The sequence below is a fragment of the Pseudobacillus sp. 179-B 2D1 NHS genome, from assembly GCF_045370945.1.
Lineage (GTDB): Bacteria > Bacillota > Bacilli > Bacillales > Domibacillaceae > Pseudobacillus.
The window spans coordinates 55,121-77,721 of record NZ_JBIQDP010000022.1 but is presented as its reverse complement, the minus strand read 5'-3'; the positions used below and the strand labels follow the sequence as shown (position 1 = coordinate 77,721).

General features: G+C 40.9%; 24 protein-coding genes, 1 tRNA gene, 1 pseudogene and 1 riboswitch. Of the genes and pseudogenes, 5 read left to right on the top strand and 21 right to left on the bottom strand.

Features of this window, described 5'->3' with window-relative positions:
* Positions 1–344: 344 nt before the first annotated feature.
* Both ACH0BF_RS19105 and ACH0BF_RS19100 read right to left on the bottom strand, forming a co-directional pair.
* On the bottom strand, positions 345–1,259 hold the full coding sequence (locus ACH0BF_RS19105; protein ID WP_120033966.1) for a DMT family transporter: 915 nt from the start codon (positions 1,257–1,259) through the stop codon (positions 345–347).
* Positions 1,260–1,613: 354 nt separating this feature from the next.
* A tRNA-Ala gene (locus ACH0BF_RS19100) sits at positions 1,614–1,686 on the bottom strand.
* Between the two features lie 97 nt (positions 1,687–1,783).
* Between ACH0BF_RS19100 and ACH0BF_RS19095 the strand changes: the two genes are divergently transcribed.
* Positions 1,784–2,776 (top strand): potassium channel family protein, encoded by a 993-nt coding sequence (locus ACH0BF_RS19095; protein WP_340852769.1) that lies wholly within the window; start codon positions 1,784–1,786, stop codon positions 2,774–2,776.
* Here ACH0BF_RS19095 and ACH0BF_RS19090 read toward each other — a convergent pair.
* Positions 2,766–3,170, bottom strand: coding sequence for a YugN-like family protein (locus tag ACH0BF_RS19090; RefSeq protein WP_340852767.1), 405 nt, complete (start codon positions 3,168–3,170; stop codon positions 2,766–2,768). The two genes, ACH0BF_RS19095 and ACH0BF_RS19090, sit on opposite strands and share 11 nt — an antisense overlap.
* A gap of 84 nt (positions 3,171–3,254) precedes the next feature.
* Positions 3,255–4,418, bottom strand: a complete 1,164-nt coding sequence (locus tag ACH0BF_RS19085; protein WP_406910020.1) for an iron-containing alcohol dehydrogenase — start codon at positions 4,416–4,418, stop codon at positions 3,255–3,257.
* Between the two features lie 135 nt (positions 4,419–4,553).
* On the opposite strand from ACH0BF_RS19085, the gene ACH0BF_RS19080 reads away from it, so the two are divergent.
* A complete protein-coding gene (locus ACH0BF_RS19080) occupies positions 4,554–4,787 on the top strand; it encodes a DUF378 domain-containing protein (RefSeq protein ID WP_120034115.1) in 234 nt (77 codons plus the stop codon).
* An 85-nt stretch (positions 4,788–4,872) separates the two neighbouring features.
* On the opposite strand, the gene ACH0BF_RS19075 is transcribed toward ACH0BF_RS19080, so the two are convergent.
* From ACH0BF_RS19075 to ACH0BF_RS19065, 3 genes and pseudogenes are all read right to left on the bottom strand, one after another.
* Complete coding sequence (locus ACH0BF_RS19075) at positions 4,873–6,117, bottom strand: Glu/Leu/Phe/Val family dehydrogenase (protein ID WP_120034117.1); 1,245 nt, start codon at positions 6,115–6,117, stop codon at positions 4,873–4,875.
* 31 nt (positions 6,118–6,148) lie between these two features.
* Positions 6,149–7,363: an ornithine--oxo-acid transaminase gene (locus ACH0BF_RS19070; RefSeq protein ID WP_120034119.1), complete on the bottom strand. Its 1,215-nt coding sequence runs from the start codon at positions 7,361–7,363 to the stop codon at positions 6,149–6,151.
* Between the two features lie 44 nt (positions 7,364–7,407).
* A pseudogene (locus ACH0BF_RS19065) lies at positions 7,408–7,843 on the bottom strand (aldehyde dehydrogenase family protein); the annotation flags it as partial.
* A 172-nt stretch (positions 7,844–8,015) separates the two neighbouring features.
* On the opposite strand from ACH0BF_RS19065, the gene ACH0BF_RS19060 reads away from it, so the two are divergent.
* A complete protein-coding gene (locus ACH0BF_RS19060) occupies positions 8,016–9,428 on the top strand; it encodes a sigma-54 interaction domain-containing protein (RefSeq protein WP_120034122.1) in 1,413 nt (470 codons plus the stop codon).
* Positions 9,429–9,656: 228 nt separating this feature from the next.
* Here ACH0BF_RS19060 and ACH0BF_RS19055 read toward each other — a convergent pair whose 3' ends face one another.
* From ACH0BF_RS19055 to ACH0BF_RS19020, 8 genes are all read right to left on the bottom strand, one after another.
* Positions 9,657–9,857: a hypothetical protein gene (locus ACH0BF_RS19055; protein WP_340852764.1), complete on the bottom strand. Its 201-nt coding sequence runs from the start codon at positions 9,855–9,857 to the stop codon at positions 9,657–9,659.
* A 123-nt stretch (positions 9,858–9,980) separates the two neighbouring features.
* Positions 9,981–10,343 carry a S1 domain-containing post-transcriptional regulator GSP13 gene (yugI, locus tag ACH0BF_RS19050; protein WP_120034124.1) on the bottom strand — a complete coding sequence of 121 codons (363 nt, stop codon included), beginning with the start codon at positions 10,341–10,343 and terminating at the stop codon, positions 9,981–9,983.
* 360 nt (positions 10,344–10,703) lie between these two features.
* Positions 10,704–12,311, bottom strand: coding sequence for an FMN-binding glutamate synthase family protein (locus ACH0BF_RS19045; protein ID WP_340852762.1), 1,608 nt, complete (start codon positions 12,309–12,311; stop codon positions 10,704–10,706).
* Positions 12,312–12,356: 45 nt separating this feature from the next.
* On the bottom strand, positions 12,357–12,986 hold the full coding sequence (locus ACH0BF_RS19040; RefSeq protein WP_120034128.1) for an NAD(P)H-binding protein: 630 nt from the start codon (positions 12,984–12,986) through the stop codon (positions 12,357–12,359).
* A gap of 105 nt (positions 12,987–13,091) precedes the next feature.
* Positions 13,092–14,255, bottom strand: a complete 1,164-nt coding sequence (locus ACH0BF_RS19035) for an aminotransferase (protein ID WP_120034130.1) — start codon at positions 14,253–14,255, stop codon at positions 13,092–13,094.
* Positions 14,255–14,755 carry an Lrp/AsnC family transcriptional regulator gene (locus ACH0BF_RS19030; RefSeq protein WP_340852756.1) on the bottom strand — a complete coding sequence of 167 codons (501 nt, stop codon included), beginning with the start codon at positions 14,753–14,755 and terminating at the stop codon, positions 14,255–14,257. The genes ACH0BF_RS19035 and ACH0BF_RS19030 overlap by 1 nt, the downstream gene beginning before the upstream one ends.
* Positions 14,756–14,883: 128 nt before the next feature.
* Positions 14,884–16,368 carry an amino acid permease gene (locus ACH0BF_RS19025; protein WP_120034135.1) on the bottom strand — a complete coding sequence of 495 codons (1,485 nt, stop codon included), beginning with the start codon at positions 16,366–16,368 and terminating at the stop codon, positions 14,884–14,886.
* 264 nt (positions 16,369–16,632) lie between these two features.
* Positions 16,633–16,896, bottom strand: a complete 264-nt coding sequence (locus ACH0BF_RS19020) for a DUF1871 family protein (RefSeq protein WP_406910019.1) — start codon at positions 16,894–16,896, stop codon at positions 16,633–16,635.
* Positions 16,897–16,995: 99 nt separating this feature from the next.
* On the opposite strand from ACH0BF_RS19020, the gene ACH0BF_RS19015 reads away from it, so the two are divergent.
* The gene (locus ACH0BF_RS19015; protein WP_120034139.1) at positions 16,996–18,162 is read left to right on the top strand and encodes a MalY/PatB family protein; all 1,167 of its coding nucleotides are present in this window, start codon (positions 16,996–16,998) and stop codon (positions 18,160–18,162) included.
* 44 nt (positions 18,163–18,206) lie between these two features.
* On the opposite strand, the gene queE is transcribed toward ACH0BF_RS19015, so the two are convergent.
* The 5 genes from queE to ACH0BF_RS18990 form a co-directional block, all read right to left on the bottom strand.
* The gene (gene queE / locus ACH0BF_RS19010; protein WP_120034141.1) at positions 18,207–18,929 is read right to left on the bottom strand and encodes a 7-carboxy-7-deazaguanine synthase QueE; all 723 of its coding nucleotides are present in this window, start codon (positions 18,927–18,929) and stop codon (positions 18,207–18,209) included.
* Complete coding sequence (locus ACH0BF_RS19005; RefSeq protein WP_120034143.1) at positions 18,926–19,363, bottom strand: 6-carboxytetrahydropterin synthase; 438 nt, start codon at positions 19,361–19,363, stop codon at positions 18,926–18,928. Before ACH0BF_RS19005 ends, queE begins: the two co-directional genes overlap by 4 nt.
* The gene (gene queC / locus ACH0BF_RS19000) at positions 19,360–20,022 is read right to left on the bottom strand and encodes a 7-cyano-7-deazaguanine synthase QueC (RefSeq protein ID WP_340852749.1); all 663 of its coding nucleotides are present in this window, start codon (positions 20,020–20,022) and stop codon (positions 19,360–19,362) included. Before queC ends, ACH0BF_RS19005 begins: the two co-directional genes overlap by 4 nt.
* 114 nt (positions 20,023–20,136) lie before the next feature.
* Positions 20,137–20,180, bottom strand: a riboswitch (PreQ1 riboswitch).
* 80 nt (positions 20,181–20,260) lie between these two features.
* Positions 20,261–20,569, bottom strand: coding sequence for a hypothetical protein (locus tag ACH0BF_RS18995; protein ID WP_120034145.1), 309 nt, complete (start codon positions 20,567–20,569; stop codon positions 20,261–20,263).
* A 36-nt stretch (positions 20,570–20,605) separates the two neighbouring features.
* Positions 20,606–21,196, bottom strand: coding sequence for a peptidylprolyl isomerase (locus ACH0BF_RS18990; RefSeq protein WP_340856352.1), 591 nt, complete (start codon positions 21,194–21,196; stop codon positions 20,606–20,608).
* A 259-nt stretch (positions 21,197–21,455) separates the two neighbouring features.
* Between ACH0BF_RS18990 and kapB the strand changes: the two genes are divergently transcribed.
* Positions 21,456–21,851, top strand: coding sequence for a kinase-associated lipoprotein KapB (gene kapB / locus ACH0BF_RS18985; RefSeq protein ID WP_340852747.1), 396 nt, complete (start codon positions 21,456–21,458; stop codon positions 21,849–21,851).
* Here kapB and kapD read toward each other — a convergent pair.
* On the bottom strand, positions 21,848–22,462 hold the full coding sequence (kapD, locus tag ACH0BF_RS18980) for a 3'-5' exonuclease KapD (protein WP_259455597.1): 615 nt from the start codon (positions 22,460–22,462) through the stop codon (positions 21,848–21,850). The genes kapB and kapD overlap by 4 nt on opposite strands.
* Between the last annotated feature and the right edge of the window lie 139 nt (positions 22,463–22,601).

Below are 22,601 nucleotides of genomic sequence, written 5' to 3'. Positions count from 1 at the left end.
TTTGACTTGCTCATGTTTTAAAAATAAGAATTAACTTACTGGCATGTATTTTGTTCAGTTTTCAAAGATCAATTTTTAAGTGCTTTTCAACAATAGCACACTCGCTTCGTCCTGTCAAAAACATTTTAACTTCATCTTTTTGTTTTTGTCTTTCGGACAAGTAATAATATATCATGCTCTATTAAAAGTGACAAGTGTTTTTTAAAAAAAATATAGTTTTTATGTTCTTTCACTTAAAGAATATCATTCTCTATTTTACCACTGCTTGCCAACTCTTTTAAATACCTTTTTCCTTTACTGCTTTTTATCAAACTAAAAGCAAGGAACTAAATTAGTTCCTTGCTTTACGAGTCTGTCTGCCGTTTTCGATTATGAATAATGTTTTTTATCTTCTTTGGGTCAGCTACGAATAATAAGAGGCCCACAAGCACAATAGCTCCTCCAACTATTTGAGGCGTTATTAACTTTTCTTTAAGCAGCCACCAAGCAAGAATGCTTGCACCGATCGGCTCGAGCAATATAGCCATTGACACAACCGAAGTACTAATATATTTGATAGACCAGTTGAATAAGGTGTGCCCAAGTAAATTAGACAAAACAGCTAATAAAAAGAAATAGACCCATTCCCTTGCAGGATAAGGATAAAATGATTCTTTTTTCATTAACACATAAAAAAAGAGAACAATTGTACAATTAAAGTAGACAATAAACGTATAGGTTATCAAAGACATCCTTTTGCGGATTATTTGTCCAAACAACAAGTAGCCTGTAATTAATCCACAAGCAATAAGAGCAAGGATATCTCCGTAAAGCGCTTTTCCACTAACCTGGAAATCGCCCCATCCAATGATAAAACTCCCTCCAATGGCTACGCCGCCTCCAATTAGCGCTCCCAACGTAAACCGTTCCTTAAAGATAAAATATGTACCAGCAAAAGCAAAAAGCGGCTGCAAAGTAACCAGCACAGTGGAACTCGCCACAGAAGTGTAGTTCAAGGACTCAAACCATAGAATAAAGTGAAAAGCCAGAAAGATGCCAGCGACAAGAGAGAAAAACCAATCCTTCTTTGAAACAGCTTTAAGTTCTCCTACATATTTAAAAAGAAATAAAGGGAGCATGAGCAAAACAGTAAATAACAGGCGGTAAAATGCTATTACACCAGCATCAGCTGACGACAGCTTGACGAATATTGCTGAAGTAGAAACAAAAAAAACTCCAATAATCAACACGGCATAAGGATTGAGCTTTGGACTGTCCATAGATGTTCTCCTTTGAGTAAATCTAGATGGTTTTTAAAAGTAAAAACCGTCTATCATTTTAAATCTTCTCAGGCGATATTTCCAGTTAATAAACAAAGTAAAAGAGATCAGGAGACTTTTCTAAGAAACAGGCATATTTTTTTAGATGGAGGGAATAATACAAAAAAAAGAGATTTTCGGCGCTTAAAGGTAGAGAGGAGAATGGCATGACAACAAAATGGACAAGAATTACCGGGGGACTTATTTTATCAGCTATCATTATCACCGTTATGTTTATTGCAGGATGAGTAGTTACTAGCAGTCAAACAAATAAAGAGCCTGCAGACAAGCTTGTCTGCAGGCTCTTGGTCATAATGGAGCATAGCGGGCTCGAACCGCTGACCTCTACACTGCCAGTGTAGCGCTCTCCCAGCTGAGCTAATGCCCCGTTCATTGCTCTATTGACTATTATATTAATTTCATCCCAAATAGCAATACCTTTTTAAAAAGAAAGAATATTTAAAATTTAAAAGGAGGATGGCTTTGTGTTCCAAACTATCTATTATAAATTCGTTGAATCTCCTATTTTATTTCGGATTCTCATCATTGCTGTCTTTTTTATTACGCTTTTCGGGACAGCTGTCCACCTCATCGAGCCACATACGTTCCCAACTGTTTTTGAAGGAATCTGGTGGGCGGTCGTTACTGCTTCAACAGTCGGTTTCGGGGATTATGCCCCTAAAACAACCGCTGGAAGGCTTATTGGCATCGGGTTAATATTTGCCGGAGCCGGTTTTTTATCCGCTTATTTTATTAATTTGGCAGCGTCTGCTGTAACTTTGCAAAACTCTTTACGCGAGGGAAGAGCCGTTTACACCCATAAAAACCATCTAGTCATCATTGGCTGGAATGAACGTACAAAAGAAATTATTGATCATTTACATACATTGCCTTTCTCTCGTCACGTCGTTCTTATTGATGAATCTTTGCGGACAAACCCTTATTCAGAAAAGATTGTTCACTTTATTCAAGGTGCCCCTTATAAAGACGAAATCTTAAAAAAGGCGAATATAAAAGAAGCAGCAAGCGCTTTAATTACATCTGACCAAAATAAAAATGAGATGCATGCAGATATGAATTCAATTCTGACTTTGGTAGCAGTGAGAGGCAGCAACCCTTCTCTCCATTGTATCGTAGAAATCTTGACCAATGACCAAGTAATTAATGCTAAACGGGCAGGTGCAGACGAAGTGATCCAAACAAATAAGCATGCAAGCTCTATTATGCTAAGCAGTATTCAGCATAAAGGCGCCTCTGCCTCCATCATGCATTTAATCGACCCAACCAATGGAAGTTTTCTACAATCCATGTCACCCGATCTGGAATGGAACAATCTCCCCTTTGGAGAGTTAGCCATTATTCTTTTGAAAGAGCGTATTCTTTTAATCGGTATTCAAAGAGCGGGCGAGATACTGATCAATCCCCCGCTCTCTTTTCAAATTGGTTCTTCTGATCAATTGCTCGTGATTAAACATTGAGCGTCTTTTCGGTCTCTTCTAGTATCCGTTGCCCGGATATCACATATTTTTCTTTTACTTTCGCATCAGCATCTTCGGGTTCAGCAAACTGGTTAAAAGCCCCTCCTACATTCCCAGGTGTAGCGAGCTCATCGATTCCTCGCTCATAAACATGGGCAAGAATGAATGGAGAGCCGATTTTAACTATGACACCCGGCGAATCTAGCTGGCCATTCGTCGCAGTAAAAGGAATTCTTAAAAATTGATATCCTTCTTCATCGTTTATTTTGTAGTCAAAGGAACCATGGTCATAATCCCAATTGCCTCCAATCGAATAACCGAGCGGCTTTAGCTTTTGTTCTAAATCATATAAATTAAAACTTTTTCCTTCTAATGCGGAAGGTAACTGAATCATCTGCTCATCCCCTCTCTTTTTTTATAGTGTCTCCAATAATAAAAAAATTCCGCAGCTTTCTGCGGAATTTTCACATTCTATTTATTACAAGGCAGTACGCAAAATAGCTAACACGCCTTCTTTATTCATTGGACAAAAGCGACCAAATTCTCCTCTCCTCATTGAATGGTCCGCTATTTCCTCCAAATCAGCGCTAGTAATTCCATAATCAGAGAGACGTGCAGGTGCACCGAGGCTTAACCAAAAATCCCGGAGAGCCTCGATGCCTCGAAGACCTCTTTCCTTTTCTGATTTTCCTACCTCATTGACATTAAATACACGGTTTGCCAATTGACTAAAACGAGCCGGTTGAGAATGAATGGCATACTCCATCCACGCCGGAAATAAAATGGCCAAACCACCTGCATGAGGAATATCATATAGCCCTGATACAGCATGTTCAATAATATGGGCAGTCCAGTCACCACGATACCCTAATTGTAGGGTGCCATTTAAAGCGATGGTCCCAGCATACATTACTTTTGCACGGCACTCGTAGCTATCCGGCTGCTTTAAAAGCCGGGGAGCTGTCTCAATAAGAGTTTTTAAAGTTATCTCACTGAAGCTGTCTTGCAAATCCGCACCCTCACCATTGTGAAAATAGTTCTCAAGAATATGACACATAATATCAATAATACCAAAAACAGTTTGATCATGTGGCACTGTCATCGTGTACGATGGATCACAAATTGAAAATTGCGGAAACACATGCTGGCTATGCCAATCAATTTTTTCCTTTGTCTCCAAGTTAGTAATAACAAGACCTGCATTCATTTCAGAACCAGTAGCCGCCAGTGTTAAAATGGTACCTAAAGGGAGAGCGGCTTCTGTCGTTTTCCCTTTTGAAATGAGTTCCCAAATATCGCCTTCATATTTGGCTCCAGCAGCAATGGCTTTTGCAGAGTCAATCACACTTCCTCCGCCAACAGCCAAAACAAAGTCAATTTGCTCTCTTTTACAAATGTCTATGCCTTTTTGTACCGTAGAAAGCCTAGGATTCGGCTCAACACCGGGCAGCTCATAAATATTCGCTTGAATAGCCTTTAATTCTTTTATTACTTCATCATATAAACCATTCTTCTTGATGCTCCCGCCACCGTAAATTAGAAGAATATTTTTGCCAAATCGCAGCAGCTCTGCCTGCAGCCTGCTGATCGATCCTTTCCCAAAAATCCATTTAACCGGATTATATTGAATAAATCGATTCATCGTTTCTCCCCCTTTACCTTATTATTATAGATCGACTATATTTTTTCAAAAGAACATACTTTTTCTCTCTATGTATGGAAGCAAACAATTTGCGCATACTAAACATCGTCAGAGATGAAAGGAGGAATAAGAAATATGCATACACTTCAGCGTCTTGCGCTTGTATTTACGATTATTGGGGCTCTTAACTGGGGATTAATCGGACTGTTTCAATTTGATTTAGTGGCAGCTATCTTTGGTGGTCAGGACTCTGTACTTTCAAGAATCATTTATATTATCGTGGGAGTGGCAGGACTGATTAACCTTGGCTTGTTATTTAAAACATGGGATGCAACAGAAAACCGCCGCATGACTGCGCCTAATTCTTAGTTTTGCCTTTTTATACAAAAAGACAAGGCCGGTGAATTATCACCGGCCTTAGACTATGGAGGCTGTTCTTTTTGTTTTTATCTAATTAAACCCATCCTCTGAACTTAGAAGCTTCTGCTGTTCTACGAACTCCGACCATATAAGCAGCCAGACGCATATTCACTCCGCGTGTTTGAGAAGTTTCATAAATATTATTAAAAGCACTGATCAAAGTTTCATGAAGCTTTTCGTGTACTTCTTCCTCTGTCCAGTAGTAACCTTGGTTATTCTGTACCCACTCAAAGTAAGATACAGTTACCCCTCCGGAACTTGCCAATACGTCAGGAACAAGAAGAATGCCTCTTTCTGTCAATATTTTTGTTGCTTCCATTGTTGTTGGACCGTTAGCAGCTTCCACAACGATAGACGCTTTAATCTTATCAGCATTCTTTTCTGTAATTTGGTTAGAAATAGCAGCTGGTACTAAAATATCACAATCTACTTCTAATAATTCTTGGTTTGTGATTGTGTTTTCAAACAATGTAGTAATCGTACCAAAACTATCACGACGATCAATTAAATAGTCGATATCTAAACCATTTGGATCATGAAGAGCGCCATAAGCATCAGAAATTCCGATAACTTTTGCCCCGGCATCGTGCATAAATTTAGCTAGGAAGCTTCCCGCATTACCGAAACCTTGGATAACCACACGAGCTCCTTCAATATCGATACCGCGTTTTTTCGCTGCTTCTTTAATACAAATCGTTACACCTTCAGCAGTTGCTTTGTCACGACCGTGAGAGCCACCTAATACAAGAGGTTTACCAGTGATAAATCCTGGAGAATCAAATTCACGAATATGGCTGTACTCGTCCATCATCCATGCCATGATTTGTGAGTTTGTATAAACGTCTGGAGCCGGGATATCCTTTGTAGGACCAACGATCTGGCTAATTGCGCGAACGTAGCCGCGGCTTAAACGTTCTAATTCACCCATTGACATTTGGCGAGGGTCACAAACAACTCCGCCTTTTCCGCCGCCATATGGCAAGTTAACAATTCCTGCCTTGAGCGTCATCCACATTGATAATGCTTTTACCTCTTCTTCATTCACATCCGGATGAAAGCGGACGCCGCCTTTAGAAGGGCCAGCTGCGTCACTGTGTTGTGAACGGTAACCGGTAAATATTTTTGTTGAACCATCATCCATACGTACAGGTATACGAACTGTCAACATGCGTAACGGTTCCTTCAAAAGCTCATACATTTCTTCCGAGTAACCCAATTTTGCCAAAGCTTCTTTAATGACATCCTGAGTTGATGTGAATAAATTTAGATTTTCCGACATTTTGAAATTCGCCTCTTTTGTTATTTAATCGTTAGTTTGTGCCAGAAACAGCTAGCACTTTTTGAATACGCTCGATCGCCCAATCCAATTCTTCTTTCGAAATAATGAGTGGAGGAGCGAAACGAATGACCGTGTCATGAGTTTCTTTACAAAGTAGTCCCTCTTCTTTCAATGCTTCACAATACTTACGTGCCGGCTCATTCAATTCTACACCAATAAATAAACCTCTGCCGCGTACATCTTGAATCATTGGGTTATCAATTTCTTTCAGTTTACCCACAAAATATTCTCCCAATTCGAGAGAGCGATCAGCCAATTTTTCATCTTCAAGAACTTCAAGAGCAGCGATTGAAACGGCACAAGCCATCGGGTTGCCTCCGAAAGTAGAACCGTGAGAGCCTGGGTTGAATACACCAAGAATATCTTTATTTGCTGCTACACAGGAAATAGGGAACACGCCGCCTCCAAGCGCTTTACCAAGAATGTACATGTCCGGCTCAAAATCATCCCATTCGCAAGCAAACATTTTACCTGAACGCGCAAGTCCAGCCTGAATTTCATCAGCGATAAACATTACCTTGTTTTCTTTACAAAGCTCGTAAGCTGCTTTCAAGAATCCAGCTGGCGGAATATTAATTCCCGCTTCTCCTTGGATAGGTTCAATGATAAAAGCTGCTGTGTTTGGAGTGATAGCTGCTTTAAGCGCATCAAGATCACCGTACGGCACCAATTTAATTCCTGGAAGCATCGGACCGAAGCCGCGTTTGTATTCTTCATCTGATGACAACGATACTGCCCCCATTGTACGACCATGGAAGTTACCTTCGCAAGCAATAATTTCAGCTTGATTGTCTGAAATACCTTTTACATCGTATCCCCAACGACGAGCTGCTTTCAAAGCTGTTTCTACCGCTTCTGCACCAGTGTTCATCGGTAATACCATTTCTTTGTTTGTTAGTTTGGAAACTTTTTCATACCATGGTCCAAGCTGGTCATTATGAAATGCACGGGATGTTAATGTTACTCGATCTGCTTGCTCTTTTAGAGCTTGAATAATTTTTGGATGACGATGCCCTTGGTTCACAGCAGAGTAAGCACTAAGCATGTCCATATATTTATTACCTTCTGGATCTTGTACCCAAACACCTTCCGCTTCAGAAATAACGATTGGTAGTGGATGATAGTTGTTTGCTCCGTACTTTTCTGTTTGCTTGATAATTTCTTGTGACTGAACTGTATTAGCCATCTTTTTCCCTCCGTTTATTTATATTTTTGCCTTAAGAGTCTCCCCACTGGCATACCGTCTTTCATTCTTAGCATCTGACGGCCGTAGCATTCAAAGAAGTCGATCTGTTCAGCTGTATCAGCATCTGCCTTATTCCAAGGTTTTCCGGCTTCTTTTACAAGTACAAGGAGAGCAGAGAACTCATGTTCACGGCAATGGATAATCGCTGCCGCTTTGAACAAGATACCTGCACGGATTTCTGACTTTACTTTTTCCAAATACCAAACGTCTTCAACAGCGACTCGCTTTTGGCGCACGTCCCCTTACTTCTTCTTTATCAGTTGGATGATAAGCAACAACTTTATCCTCAACTGTTACTTTATTTCCACAGATTACCAGCGGATAATCCTAGCCAAGATAGCTTTCTATAAGCTGAAAAGCCTTCTTGCTTTCTGGTTTTGAAAAGTCAGTAAATGGTTCATGCTTATATGGAATCAGCATCCTTCCTCCTTTAAGATGATCAAAACTATAATTTTTATGTGACTGATAAAGTTTTATGCGCAAATTTATTTTGCACCAATAAATCTCTTACACTTATTATAATGCAAAATATTATTGCTTTTTTCAAGTGTTTTTTCTTAAAATAGAAATATATTTTAAAGAGGGGGATTCTATGAATGCAAAAAGTTTAGAATCGCTAGTAACCATGTATAAAGAAATCTTAGAAAAGATCGACCTCGGTATTCATGTAATCGATCCCAATGAAAGAACAGTTATTTACAATAAAAAAATGCGGGAAATCGAGGGAATGGATATTGAAGATGTTCTCGATAAAAATCTAATGGATGTTTTTAACTTTGGGGCGGCCGAGGAAAGTACATTACTTCAGGTTTTGAAATCAGGAGAAAGCATCCAAAACGTTAAACAAACTTATTTTAATAATAGAGGACAAGAAATCACCACCATTAACCACACTTTTCCTATTGAAGAGAACGGAACTGTTATCGGCGCAGTAGAGATCGCAAAAGATGTGACGAAGCTCGAAAAGATGATACAAGAAAATATGAATAAAAAAGAGGACATCCGCTATACATTTGATCAGATTCTTGGGCAAAGCCCCCTGCTCAAGGAAGCGATTGAAACAGGCAAGCGGGCCGCCCGCACTGCCTCTTCAGTTCTAATCGTCGGCGAGATTGGGACTGGAAAAGAACTATTTGCCCATAGCATTCATAATGGCAGCCCACGGGCTGACCAAACCTTCCTTTCACAAAATTGCGCCGCACTTCCGGATACACTAATGGAAACTTTGCTATTCGGCGTGGAAGAACAGGCAGGAGCAGAGAAGCGTCCAGGGTTATTGGAACAAGCACATGGAGGGACAATTTTACTTGATGAAATTGATTGCCTGAGTCCCGCCCTACAAACAAAACTTTTAAAAGTTATCCAGGAAAAGAAAATACGCCGGGAAGGCGGAAAAGAAGATATTCCTATCGATGTCCGCATTCTTGCCACTATTAGCGAAGACCCCATTGATGCCATTGCAGCCGGAAGCTTAAGAAAAGATCTGTATTACCGTTTAAGCGTTGTCTCAGTTTTCATTCCGCCTTTAAGAGAACGGAAAGAAGACATTGATTTGCTCGCTTCAGCTTTTATCGACAAATACAATCACTTATTCGGCATGAACGTAGCCTCTATTGACGAGGAAGTAAGAAACTACTTCCTGGAATATGACTGGCCAGGAAACATCCGAGAATTAGAACATGTTATTGAAGGTGCCATGAACTTAATGGATCATGAAGATGCCATTTCTTTTGAACACCTCCCTATCCAATTTCGCAACAAATCCGGCAGTCACGGCCTATCAAGTGACTTAGAGAAAGTAGAGAGCTTTCTTTATCAACCTGATAAAGCGATTTTGCCGCTTGATGATTATATCCAAGAAGCGGAAACATACTATATTACAAAAGCATTGCAGCATCACGATTTCAATGTGACGAAAACAGCGAAAGCTCTCGGTATGAGCCGTCAAAATTTACAATATCGCATTCGTAAATATAATATTGTAAAAAACATTGCCAACCAGTAATGCTGATAAAAAGGAGCACTGAAAATTTCAGCTGCTCTTTTTTGCCTCCTTATTGCACCGATCTTTTCAAACTGCTTCCAATTGATGGCTATTCCCTTAACAATCACTTAGGTGTAAAAACTAACTAACAAATTGTCTCAGGTAACAAACAGTTAAAAAATTAACAATCACGTAGTGCAAATTTATTTTGCGCCAAATAAGCGGATAAAGAACTAAATCTACTTTCTACTAAGTGGTTTCTGTTTGTTCGTCTTCTTTCACTTTAAGATCTGTTAGGAGCTCCCCCTTCCATCCAACGAAAGCCTTAATGATCGCGCAATGATAGAAACGGAGTAATTCATCTACTTTTCCGCCGCTGTTCTTTCTCCCCCCTTTTACACTATTTCCTTTCAATCCGACGCTAAAAAATAAGTCTTGTTTTTTAATCATGTCATCCTTTGGCTTTCTAAATACTTTAAATTTACTGCACGCAGATAGGTCCCTTTAAACCACTTTATTTCTATAAATAAAAAAGAGCATGAGTGCTTAAAGCGCTCATGCTTTCTCTGCTACTTATTTTCCTTCTCCCGACTGATCGATCCATTCTTGCAGCTTATCTTTTAACGTATTAAAGCCTTCACTGTCTTCAGCAATTTTCAAGCGACGGACCGGCTGAACAGCAGCTGGCTTTGCTTCTTCGGTTGCCCGGATAGATAAGCTAATTTTCCCCTCATCTTTGTTAACGGACATCACCTTTACCTTTACTTCTTCCCCGACCTGAAGGTAATCATGAATGTCCTTGACAAATCCATGAGTAATTTCTGAAATATGGACGAGCCCCTGTGTACCGTTATCCAGCGCAATAAACGCCCCATAAGGCTGGATTCCTGTTACCTTTCCTGTAATAATTTGTCCTTGTTCAATCTGATTTCCCATCCAAACACTCCTAAATGTTAAATTCATTATCTACGCATCACAAAATTATATCACATCTCCTTATATATTTCTAAACATAGCCACCTTTCTCCAGCTCTTCATATAAGTAGGAAATTATTTTTAACTATTTGGAGAAAAGAGGAATAACTCCTCTATAAACAGGGAAGAGTTAGTATATGCAACATTCCCTATTTTCCCCTTAACTTGAGAAGGCAGCCGTTGCAGCTGTCTTCTTTTTATATTTTATATTCAAAGCATAGCAATTGTTCATCTTATATAAACTCAAACAAAAAAACTACACCCGAAGTGTAGTTTTTTTGTTTGAGTTTATTGTTTTACTTCTAAAAGGAAAACTTATTATTATGCTTCTTTTTTTCGTTGCGCCCGTTCTGCCGCTATAATAATATCCTCGAGCGGCATAAGCCGCCCAAGTTCATCTTTGTAAACAATATGTTTGCGTTCAAATTTCGTTGGAGAATCAATCCCTGCAGCTGCTGCTAGATTATATAGTCCTTCTCGGAGCGATATCACATAGTTACACACACGATAATACTTCTCCTCAACGACTAATCCGTCCTGCAGCTTTTCATCAGTTGTAGCTACGCCAACTGGGCATGTATTATTGTGGCATACTTGAGCCATAATGCAACCAACACTAATCATAAATCCGCGGGCGATGTTAACAAGATCCGCTCCCATAGCGAGCGCAATGGCTATCTTGTCAGGAGTAATGAGTTTTCCCGAAGCGATAATCTTTACTCTGTCACGAATCTCGTATCTTTTTAACATTTCATCAAGAACCGGCAGAGCAGACATAATCGGCAAGCCAACTGTATCAGCTAGTTCCTGGAAAGTAGCACCTGTTCCACCCTCACCGCCATCTACTGTAATAAAGTCAGGCCCTTTGCCGCTTTCTTTCATATAGGAAATCATATTTTCCAGTGCATCAAGGTCTCCAACAACAATTTTGATACCAACCGGCTTACCTCCCACGGAACGCAGCTGCTCAACAAAATCGAACATTGACGGCACATCATCAAACTCATAGAAACGGTTTGGACTGTTAATCGTTTTTCCTGGTTCTACAAGGCGGATAGCAGCAATCTTTTCTGTAACTTTCTCACCTTCCACATGACCGCCTCGTGTCTTGGCTCCTTGGGCTAATTTTAATTCGAACGCTTTCACATTCTCTATCTCACTTTTCTTTTTAAACTCTTCCCACGAAAATTCACCACTTGGTTTCCGCACACCGAATAGATCAGGGCCAATCTGCATAATGATATCCGGACCGCCTTCAAGATGATATTCGGACAAGCCACCTTCCCCTGTATTCATCCAAGTGCCGCCGGCAAGACCTAGACCTTTGGAGAGAGCCGTGATCGCTCTTTCGCCAAGCGCTCCAAAACTCATCCCCGATTGGCCAATCTGGCCTCGCAATTTAAATGGATGACGACATGTTTTCTCGCCAAGGATGATCGCGTCTTCCTCTCTCAAATAATAGGGATCGACCAAACGTTCCTCACTGTGTTCCTTGCGGGTAAATAAATTGTCAGAGTCCACTTTATATACATGTGTTTTTATCTTTTCAGTATTATCCACTTTCATTTCTTCACGCTGCTTCGGAAATAAGGTATTGCGTATAAAAAAACCTTCCTCATTAAAATCACGCTTTGAGCCGAATCCAACGAGCCGCTCTTTATACTTCCCGGCTTTCACAATATCCTGGTATTCTTTTCTCGAAAAAGGCTTTGCTTCATTATCGCCTTCAAATAAATATTGCCGTAGCTCGGGGCCAATATGCTCGGTAAAGTACCTCACTTTACCGATAACTGGGAAGTTACGCAAAATAGCATGCTGCTTCTGTCGATCATCTTTAATATAAATATAGATAAAGAGACCAACAGGCACCACAATAACTAATGCGAGAAAAATAATAAGAGCAATAATTAATCCTGATGTTAAACTCATAAAACCCCTCCTCTATCCTTTACTTTTCCAATAAAAACTCTTCTTTTATGCGAGAGTATGTATGGCCTCGCTAATTGTAGTATCACCGCTAGCTACTTCAAATACCTGGTTAAAGGCTGCTTCACTTTCAAGTGCAGCTACCAATACAGCGGCCATATCTTCGCGGGGAATCTTATCCTTCTTTGCAACTGAACTTGCGATTGTTACGGTTCCCCTGCCAGGCTCATCTGTCATTTGTGCCGGTCGGATGACTGTATGCACAATCGATTCTTCCTTAACTAATTCATCCGGCATATCCTTTGCCCCAATCATTTCGCCGCTGTCTGTTGCATTCTCTCCTGCCCGTACAGCGCTCATCATAATAAAACGTTTAACTCCATTTTTCTTTGCAGCCTGAACAGCATCAATGACAGCACGATGGTCCACCAAAACAGTCTTGCCCGCTCCTGTTTTCGGACTGGAATCAGAAATGAAAATAACAGCATCGCACCCTAAAAAAGCAGAGGTGAAATCTCCCCGGCCATTCGTTTCTACCCTGGAGGCGCCAAGCTTTTTCATATCGGGCACTTTGTTTTCCTCGTTGATTACAGCAATCGCTCGATGGCCTCTCTCCCTTAAGTGTTTAATAACAAATTGACCAACCTGACTGTCTGCACCGATTACGATAACTTCCATCTAGATCCCTCCTTTTGCATTATCCTTTCTTTTCCACTCCTTTCTTTCTTTAAAACCTGACTAAATGAAACGAAAAAAGAAGACAACCTAAGCTGTCTTCTCTTCTTATCTATTAATAAAATGATTGATCCGTCTTACTGCTTCCTGCAGCTGCTCCATTGAAGAAGCATAGGAACAGCGAATAAAACCTTCACCGCTGTTTCCAAAGACGGAGCCAGGTACGACGGCTACTTTTTCTTTCTTTAACAATTCTTCTGCGAATTCCTCTGACGTTAAACCGGTGCTTTGAATAGATGGAAACACATAAAAGGCTCCTCCCGGTGTATGACAATCTAATCCCATCTCATTAAAAGACTGGACAATATAATTACGTCGACGCCGGTAGTCTTTTTTCATCTCTTCCACATCATTCATTCCCGCTTTTAATGCTTCCAGCGCTGCATATTGGGCAGGCGTAGAGGCACACATCATGGCATATTGATGAATCTTGAGCATAGCTGCTGCAAGTTCAGCCGGAGCACAAATAAACCCAAGCCTCCATCCCGTCATTGCAAAGCCTTTTGAAAAACCATTAATCAAAATCGTCCGTTCTCTCATGCCTTCCAAGCTGGCAATGGAGGTATGGGGGACATCATAAGCAAGTTCTGCATAGATTTCATCAGCGATAACTAGTAAGTCGTGTTTCTTAACAATCGTTGCAATCGCCTCTAAGTCCTCCTTGTCAAGCTGGGCTCCCGTTGGATTATTAGGCGAACAAAGCAGCAACGCTTTTGTTCTCGGGGTAATTGCCTCCTCAAGTGCTGCTGCCTGCAATTTAAACTGCTGCTCGCTGGTTGTTTCAACTGTCACTGTTTTTCCACCTGCCAGTTCAACAAGCGGGGAATAAGAAACGAAGCAAGGCTCTACGATGACCACCTCATCGCCTGGGTCAAGAATAGCACGCAATGCTAAGTCAAGCGCCTGGCTGGCACCGACCGTGAGGATAATTTCCTCTTCAGCATCGTAAGGAACATAAAAACGACTGCTCACATACTTCGCTATTTCTTCCCGTAGTTCCAGAAGGCCGGCGTTCGCTGTATAGGAAGTCAAGCCACGCTCTAGTGATAAAATAGCTGCTTCCCGTGCTGACCACGAAGTAACGAAATCAGGTTCTCCTACTCCAAGAGAGATTACGCCTTCCATTCCTGCAGCTAAATCAAAAAATTTGCGAATTCCTGAGGGTCTCATTGATTCTACCGACTTAGCAATATAGCTTTTTGTTCCTAACATTATGGAGACACCACGATTCTATTATCAGTTTGCTTTTCTTCGAAGACTCTGCCGTCATGCTTATATTTCTTCAGCTGGAAATGCGTAGTGGTAGAAACGACCTCTTCCAGAACTGATAATTTTTCAGAAACAAATCGGGCTACTTCGTTCATTGACTTTCCTTCTACCGTTACCGATAAATCGTAAGCTCCTGACATTAAATATACGGAACTTACTTCTTTAAACCGGTAAATCCTTTCCGCTGTATCATGAAAGCCCACCCCTCGTTTCGGTGTTACTTTCACATCAATCATTGCTGTTACCCGCTGATCATCTTCAACTTTAGACCAATCTACAAGAGCTGTATAATGAACAAGCACCCTGGCTTCTTCTAATCTTTTGATCATGGTTCTTACTTCTTCTTCTTTTTTCCCTATCATCTTACTAATATCAGATGCATTCAGACGAGCATCTTTTTCGAGGATTTCTAGTATCTCTCGTTCGCTATTGTCTATTTTCACAACTATTCCTCCAAATTTTCATCAATTATCACAATTATAGCAAATATGTACCTAATAACACGACCCCTTTTATGTATTTTTATATAAAAAAACCGGACAGCGCTATTTCGCGCTGTCCGGCATATTATTTAGTTATGCTTTTCTTCATCCGCAAAATCAAACTCACATTCTTGAAGCGGAACTACTTTTGTTTTCTTAATAAATTTATATCCAAACCACAAGAGAAGGAAGAGTGGAATTCCCATATAAGCGGCTACTACACTGCCCCAGTCAATTTTATCAGCAAGGAACGCCTGGAAGTTTTGAGCAAGAATGACAATTAAGCCTACCACGATAGCAAAAATTGGTCCGAATGGATACCATTTTGCCTTATATGGAAGTTCGTCTAAAGAATGTCCTTGCGCTAAAAATGCTTTCCGGAAGCGATAATGACTGATAGAGATCCCGAGCCAGAAAATAAAACCTGTAATACCAATAGAGTTCATCAACCATACGTATACGATACCATCGCCAAAAATGGATGAGAAAAAGGCAAGCATACCGACCACACATGTTAAGATGATCGCTGCAACAGGCACACCACGTTTGTTCAGCTTGGCAAAAAGTTGTGGGGCTTGTCCCTCTTTAGCCATTGAATATAACATACGAGTCGATGCATATAGACTTGAATTTCCGGCAGATAAAACCGCTGTCAAAACAACAGCATTCATCAATGAAGCAGCAAAGGCAAGTCCGGCTTTTTCAAACACCATTGTAAACGGGCTGACCATAACGTTTTCACTTTGTAAATTTGGGTTTGTATACGGGATGATAAGCCCGATAACAAAGATCGCCAACACGTAGAAAAGAAGAATTCTCCAGAATACACTTTTAATCGCTTTAGGTACATTTTTCGCTGGGTCTTCACTTTCACCAGCAGCCACACCAACGATTTCTGTTCCTTGAAACGAGAAACCGGCAGCAACGAAAACAATAAACACCCCGAGAAAGCCACCGGAGAAAGGTGCTTCATCTACGGTGAAGTTTTTAAACCCGATCACTTCGCCACCCATAATACCAAAAATCATTAATAGGCCTACGATAATGAAAATAATAACAGCGGATACCTTAATGAAAGAAAACCAATACTCTCCTTCTCCGTATCCTTTAACAGATAAATAATTCAAGAGGAAGATAAGAGCTAAGAATGACATGCTCCATAACAAGGAAGGACTGTCCGGAAACCAGAACTTCATAATCATTGTGGAAGCGGTTAACTCAGCGGCAATAGTCATGGCCCAGTTAAACCAGTACGTCCAACCTAACGCAAATCCAAACGCAGGGTCAACAAACTTTGTCCCGTACGTGCTAAACGCACCGCTAACTGGCATAAAAGCAGACATTTCTCCTAGACTGGTCATAACGAAGAATACCATGGCCCCGACTAACGCATAAGCAAGTAGGGCTCCTCCAGGACCTGCCGTATGAATCGCGGCACCGCTTCCAAGAAACAGCCCGGTACCGATTGCCCCACCGATAGAGATCATCGTTAGATGGCGGGACTTTAAGCCTCTCTTTAACTTTTGTTCTTCTTGCCCAGGCTCTGGGATGCTGCGCTCTTGTTGTATAGCCATATGTTCCAATCCTTTCTCATTGTTGGCTGACTTCAAAAAAATTGCTATTTTTTCACAAAACCTTTAAAGATATTGTAATAAACTTTTATATTTCTGAAAAGCATTATTTTTTAGAGTTATAGACTCTCCACCTCCTTGGAATTACTTTTCCAAAATATGAAATAATTATTTTTCCATTCATTTCCCCTTCTATAAACGTCTTTCGAGAAGAAAAGATAATTTTATTTCTTTGGTATTATCGACAAAACATTATATATTTTTATATTACAACTCACAAGAATCTTCATTTTTTATTTGCAGCAATTGTTCTGCTACCTTTTGACAACTTTCCACCGAAAGTGGCTTTTCAAATGAAAATTCATAAATTTCTTTAATTCTTTGCATTAACGCTTCCTTATCGTCCAATTGATGCACAGCTTGAATCGCATCAGCTACTTCTGTATCGTAAAAATCGCCGCCTTCTTTAAATGGATCCCATTCACGGAGAATGCGGTCAAACTTTCTATTTGCTTCAATGTCCTTATTCATATTTTCTGATGCCTCCTTAAATAAAAAGACAAATCATTGCCCTTTTTTCTAAAAATAATTTAACATGATTATATATTACTTGTCAGGATGGTGAAGATTATGAGTAGATTTGATCGAGTTATTAACCGTACAGGTACAAACGCTGTAAAATGGGACAATATAAAAGCTGTCTTTGGTGTAGAGGACGCACTTCCCATGTGGGTAGCCGATATGGACTTTGAGGCACCCGATGCCGTCAAAAAAGCCGTTGTTGAGCAAGCCGAGCATGGCATATACGGTTATACAGCTATTCCGAATTCTATGAAAGAAGCCATAAAAAACTGGATGGCTAATCGGCACTCTTGGGAAATTGATACAGACTGGCTGTTATTCAATCAAGGTGTCGTTCCATCACTCGGCACAGCTATACAAGCATTTACCGATCTGGGAGATTCGGTCTTACTGCAATCACCGGTTTATACACCGTTCTTCGATATGATCGAACGCAACGGCCGGCTTGTCGTTAACAGTGAACTCATCTTGCGTGATAATCGCTATGAAATAGACTTTGCGGATTTAGAAGAGAAGCTATCGCGCGCAGAGGTAAAGATGTTCTTACTGTGCAGTCCCCATAACCCCGGCGGCCGTGTCTGGACAAAAGAAGAGCTTACAACGATCGCTGAGCTTTGTCAAAAACACAAGGTGCTCATCGTTTCCGATGAAATACATAGCGATTTAACAGCTCAGCCGTATAAGCATATACCGATTGCTTCTATTCGCAAAGAATATGAATCCATAATCGTTACGTGTATTGCACCAAGCAAAACATTTAATTTAGCCGGCCTTCAGACTTCTTCCATGATCGTACCTAATCGCGAGCTGCGGGCTAAGCTGCAGAAGGTTCTTGCTAAGCAAGGCTTTTTCTCACTCAATATGATAGGCATCGCTGCTACAGAAGCTGCCTACCGCGAAGGCGGCCCATGGCTTGACGAAGCGATTGAATACATTCGCAGCAATGTTCGGCTTGTGAAGGAATTTATCGATCGAGAGCTGCCAGAATTAACAGTTATCGAACCGGAAGGAAGCTATTTAGTCTGGATCGACTGTCGCAAGCTAGGGCTGAGCGATGACGAGTTAATGAAAAAAATCCTTTTAAAAGGAAAACTCGCTCTCGGACAAGGCTCTAAATACCGAAGCGGTGGAGAAGGGTTCATGCGTATGAATGTAGCCTGCCCGCGTTCAATTGTGGAGGACGGATTGCAACGATTAAAAGCAGCCCTTTCTTAATCAAAAGATAAAAAGAGATGCCTAAGTTGGCATCTCTTTTTCTATTATACACCTTGCTTATTCCCCCACACAAACGTATGAAGCTGCGGCAAAACGCGCACATTTTTCCATTCTGGATCCGGCATTACTTTGTTAATAAGCCACTCATACCGGCTCACTAAATAAGGCAAAAGGTTACCCGGATTCTGTTCTTGCAAACGATCATTTCCGACTTGCAAAAAGAATGGTAAATTCGGATAGAGCCGGTGGACACTTTTCGCGAATGCTAAGTCTTTCTCATCAAAAATAACAAGCTTTAAGCTGACAGCTTTTTCTTTCTCTATTAAACGTTCAATAATGAAGGATAATTTCTCAAAATCTGTTTCCATCCCTGAGCTGGGCGGCTTGGGAGAAATCGTTAAATCATCTATCTTATAAAACCAGTCCTGCCAACGACTCCCCTGTGTTTCAAGAGCTGTTTGAATACCCTTCTCATTCAATTTAGCCAGCAAATCATCTATTTGTGGCAACAGCGCTGGATTGCCACCGGAGATCGTGACGTGATCAAACGTATCTCCTCCTATTCTGACAAGCTCTTCCCAAACTTCCTCAGCGGTTAATAGCTGAATTTGTTCTTTGGCGGAACCATCCCATGTAAATGCAGAATCACACCAGGCACAACGATAATCGCAGCCAGCTGTCCTCACAAACATCGTCTTGCGGCCTACTACCGCTCCTTCGCCTTGCACAGTCGGCCCGAATATTTCTAATACAGGAATCTTTCTCATTGGAAATCCTCTTTTTGCGGCCGGAATACCACGTAACTTGTCGGTGTTTCTCTCAGAAATACTTGGATACAACGCGGTTTATTCGGCAATTTATTCAACGATTCCTGAATAACCTCCCAGAACTTTCTTGCGACTACTTCGGTCGTTGGAAAATCGTTCGGGTCCATTTCGTTGAATAAGGCATCTTCATTTAAAACTGTATGGTCAAAGCGTTTATGAATTAAATTCTTGATAGCCTGAAAATTGACTAAAAAACCGGATTCATTTAAATCATTGCCAACAACAGTTACATTGGCAAAATACGTATGGCCATGCAGACGGCGGCATGCTCCTGCTTCTTCATGAGGCACGTAATGCGCCGCGGCAAATTGGAAGTCTTTATTTAGTTCATAACGATAAGCGTGCATAGGCGCCGGATAAATTTGCTGCATCATCTGGACCCTGCCTCCTTTTTCGCCAAATACTTATTTAAACCATTTTGGCGGAGTTTACATGCCGGACATTCGCCGCAACCGCTCCCTTTTATCCCGTTATAGCAAGTGAGCGTACGTTCTCTTACATACTCAAACGCGCCAAGCTCATCAGCTAATTCCCATGTTTCCGCTTTGTCCAGCCACATGAGCGGCGTATGGATAACGAATGAATAATCCATGGATAAGTTTAATGTCACATTCAATGACTTAATGAATACATCCCGGCAGTCTGGATAACCGCTGAAATCCGTTTCACACACACCTGTGATAATATGACGGGCATCGTATTGCTTAGCAAGTACTGCAGCAAAGGATAAAAACAACAGGTTGCGACCTTCGACGAAGGTGGAAGGCGGCTCTCCCTCTTTTTCTGTAATGTCTATATCCCCCCGGGTCAACGCATTAGGGGCAAGCTGGTTTAATAAAGACATATCTAAAATGTGATGCGGTATATTTAAATCCTTGGCAATGTCAGCGGCACATTCTAATTCCAGGCGGTGACGCTGTCCATAATCAAATGTAACGGCAATGACTTCGTCAAAACGTTCTTTCGCCCAAAATAAACAAGTCGTACTGTCCTGACCGCCACTGAATACAACTACTGCTTTTTCTTTCCCCATCTTTCCTCTTCCTTTCTTCTTTTCCTTTGAAAGAAGAAAGAGATTCAAGAACTGTGACTCTAAATAACCTTTTTTTCAGGCAATAGAAAAAAACCTTCTAGACATAGACAGGCTTTTCTCTTAGTTTTTTATAGAGGGAGTTCGCGAACCTCTCCTGCCTAAAGCAGAATTCTTCCTTTTATTCTGATACACTATAACACACATTAGCCAAAATGAAAAACATACAGCAAGTGCCTCGTTATTTTTTCATTTCACTATATTTTTTGTTAACTTTCTCTTCCTCTTTTTTGGAGATCCTCCGAAAATACAGAAAGACAGCTACAGCGGCTGCCGTAAAAATTGCCATTGAAATAACTGCGGGAATATATTCCGTCTTATCCTCCGGGAAATATAAAAAGAACATTCCCAATATAAATGATTGCAGCACGATTCCGTCTCCTTTCACTGTAAAAACAGCAAATTCTTCAATCCAGTGCCTTCTTTCATTATAGCAATTTCTCTTTTCCAAACCAACCGCTCCCACAAAATAAGACGAACTGATTGCCATCAATTCGCCTTCTCTCTCTAAACTCTGTGTGTTGATTTATTTAATTACTGTAACCTTTTCAATCACTACATCTTCCTTCGGCTTGTCCTGTGCGCCAGTTGGTATGCTAGCAATTGTATCGACAACATCCATGCCTTCCACCACTTGTCCAAACACAGTGTGACGGAAGTCAAGCCATGGTGTTCCTCCATTTTGCATATAGAAGTCTGTCACTTCCTGAGGATATCCTGCTTTTTCCATTTGCTCTTTAAAGCCTGGGTCCATCTTGCTGTTTTGCACGATAAAGAACTGGCTGCCATTCGTATTGGGACCAGCATTAGCCATTGAGAGAGCTCCCCGGAAATTGAACAATTGCTGAGAGAACTCATCTTCGAAGGCCTGACCATAGATGCTTTCGCCCCCTGTTCCTGTTCCTTGCGGGTCTCCCCCCTGGATCATGAAATCAGGAATGACACGGTGAAAGATCAGTCCGTCATAATAACCATTTTGGCTATGAGTAACGAAGTTTTCAACCGTTTTGGGAGCTTGTTCAGGAAACAATTTAATTTTAATTGTTCCTTTATTTGTTTTCATTTCAACAAGCTTTTCATTCTCTGCTACTTCTGCTGTGAATTGTGGATAACTCATTTTCTTATCTCCTTCCTGTTCTTTCCCAATCTTCGCTGCTGGCTTTAAAGGTTCTGAAGAGGCCTTTTCCGATTCTTTGTTACAGCCAGCAAGCAAGAGAAGGAATGCTGCGAATGTGATGAAAATCAAACGATACATCCTCTCACCTCTGCCTTTTCTACTTTAACTGATTGCTAAAAAAAAATCACCTGCTATCCCCCGTATTTCTTTCATCCAAAGATTCTGATAGAGTGAAGAGAGCAGAGGAGGGTAAAAAACTATGATAAAAACAGGAGATATTGTAACTGCTTTTTATAAAACAGGAAAATATATTGGGGAAGTCAGCGATTCTCACCCAGACAGCTATACAGTTAAAATACTGGCTGTGCTGCGTCATCCTGCCCAAGGAGACCTTCATCACCCCAAGCAAGTAGATGTGCCTTTTTTCCATGAAAGAAAGGCGCTTGCCTATACAGAACGAGCCAACATTCCAGCATCAACCGTTAAGCCTTATGAAGGAAGCATTCCCGATTACAATGAATCACTGAAGGAGGCCGTCACTGCGCTCAAAAGCAGGCTAGAACAAGAAGACAGCGAGTTTTCCAAAAAGAGCCTTATGTCGCTACAAGCAGTTCAGAGAGAGTATGAGCTGATGTATAACATTGCTTGGACTTAAGCCATGCGGTTAAGCAATTGTGAGAAGTCAACGAGGTCGCCGATTGTCGGCGGCTTTGACTTTTTCATATAAGCCTTGTCTTTTTCAACGAGATTGTAAATATGATAAGTAGTAAGAGCATCGTCTAGTGCTCGATGATGCTTGCCTGTCCCTTCCTTGCCGTATTCTTGTACCGCCTTCCATAGCCCAGTCTGATTGCGGTCACCGAAAAAGGTTTTGTACTCCATTGATAGGTCAATAAATTGTCCTCTTAGCGGAAAAACAAGTCCTGCTTCCTCACAGTTTCTTCTCAATACCTTCATATCCATATTGCCCCACGTAATAACGGAATGGCTGTCGGTTCCGCTTAATTCTGCGAGTAAACAAACTAGCTCCTGAAGAGACATCCCCTCGTCCACCTGCTTTTGTTCAATATGGAGAAAACGCTTGCATCTTTCAGTTAACTTAGGAAAAGCAGAGGGTTTTATATAAGAAGAAAAGGTATAAATAATTCTCTCTCCTTCAGCAATCACTATGCCGGCTTCAATAATTTCTGGATAAAACCCTTTTGCTGTTAACCCGGCATCCGGCATCGAAAATTCAAAATCAATGAAAAAGAACTTCTTACTCACAAAAACCTCCTCCTTCAACCAAAATAGCTATTTATTTTACCTTAATTTATTTTATTATAATCTCTAGCCAATCATGATGTATATAATGGCTTGATTCCGTATTCTTAAAGTTTCTCCTGCTAGACAGGAGGCCTACAAG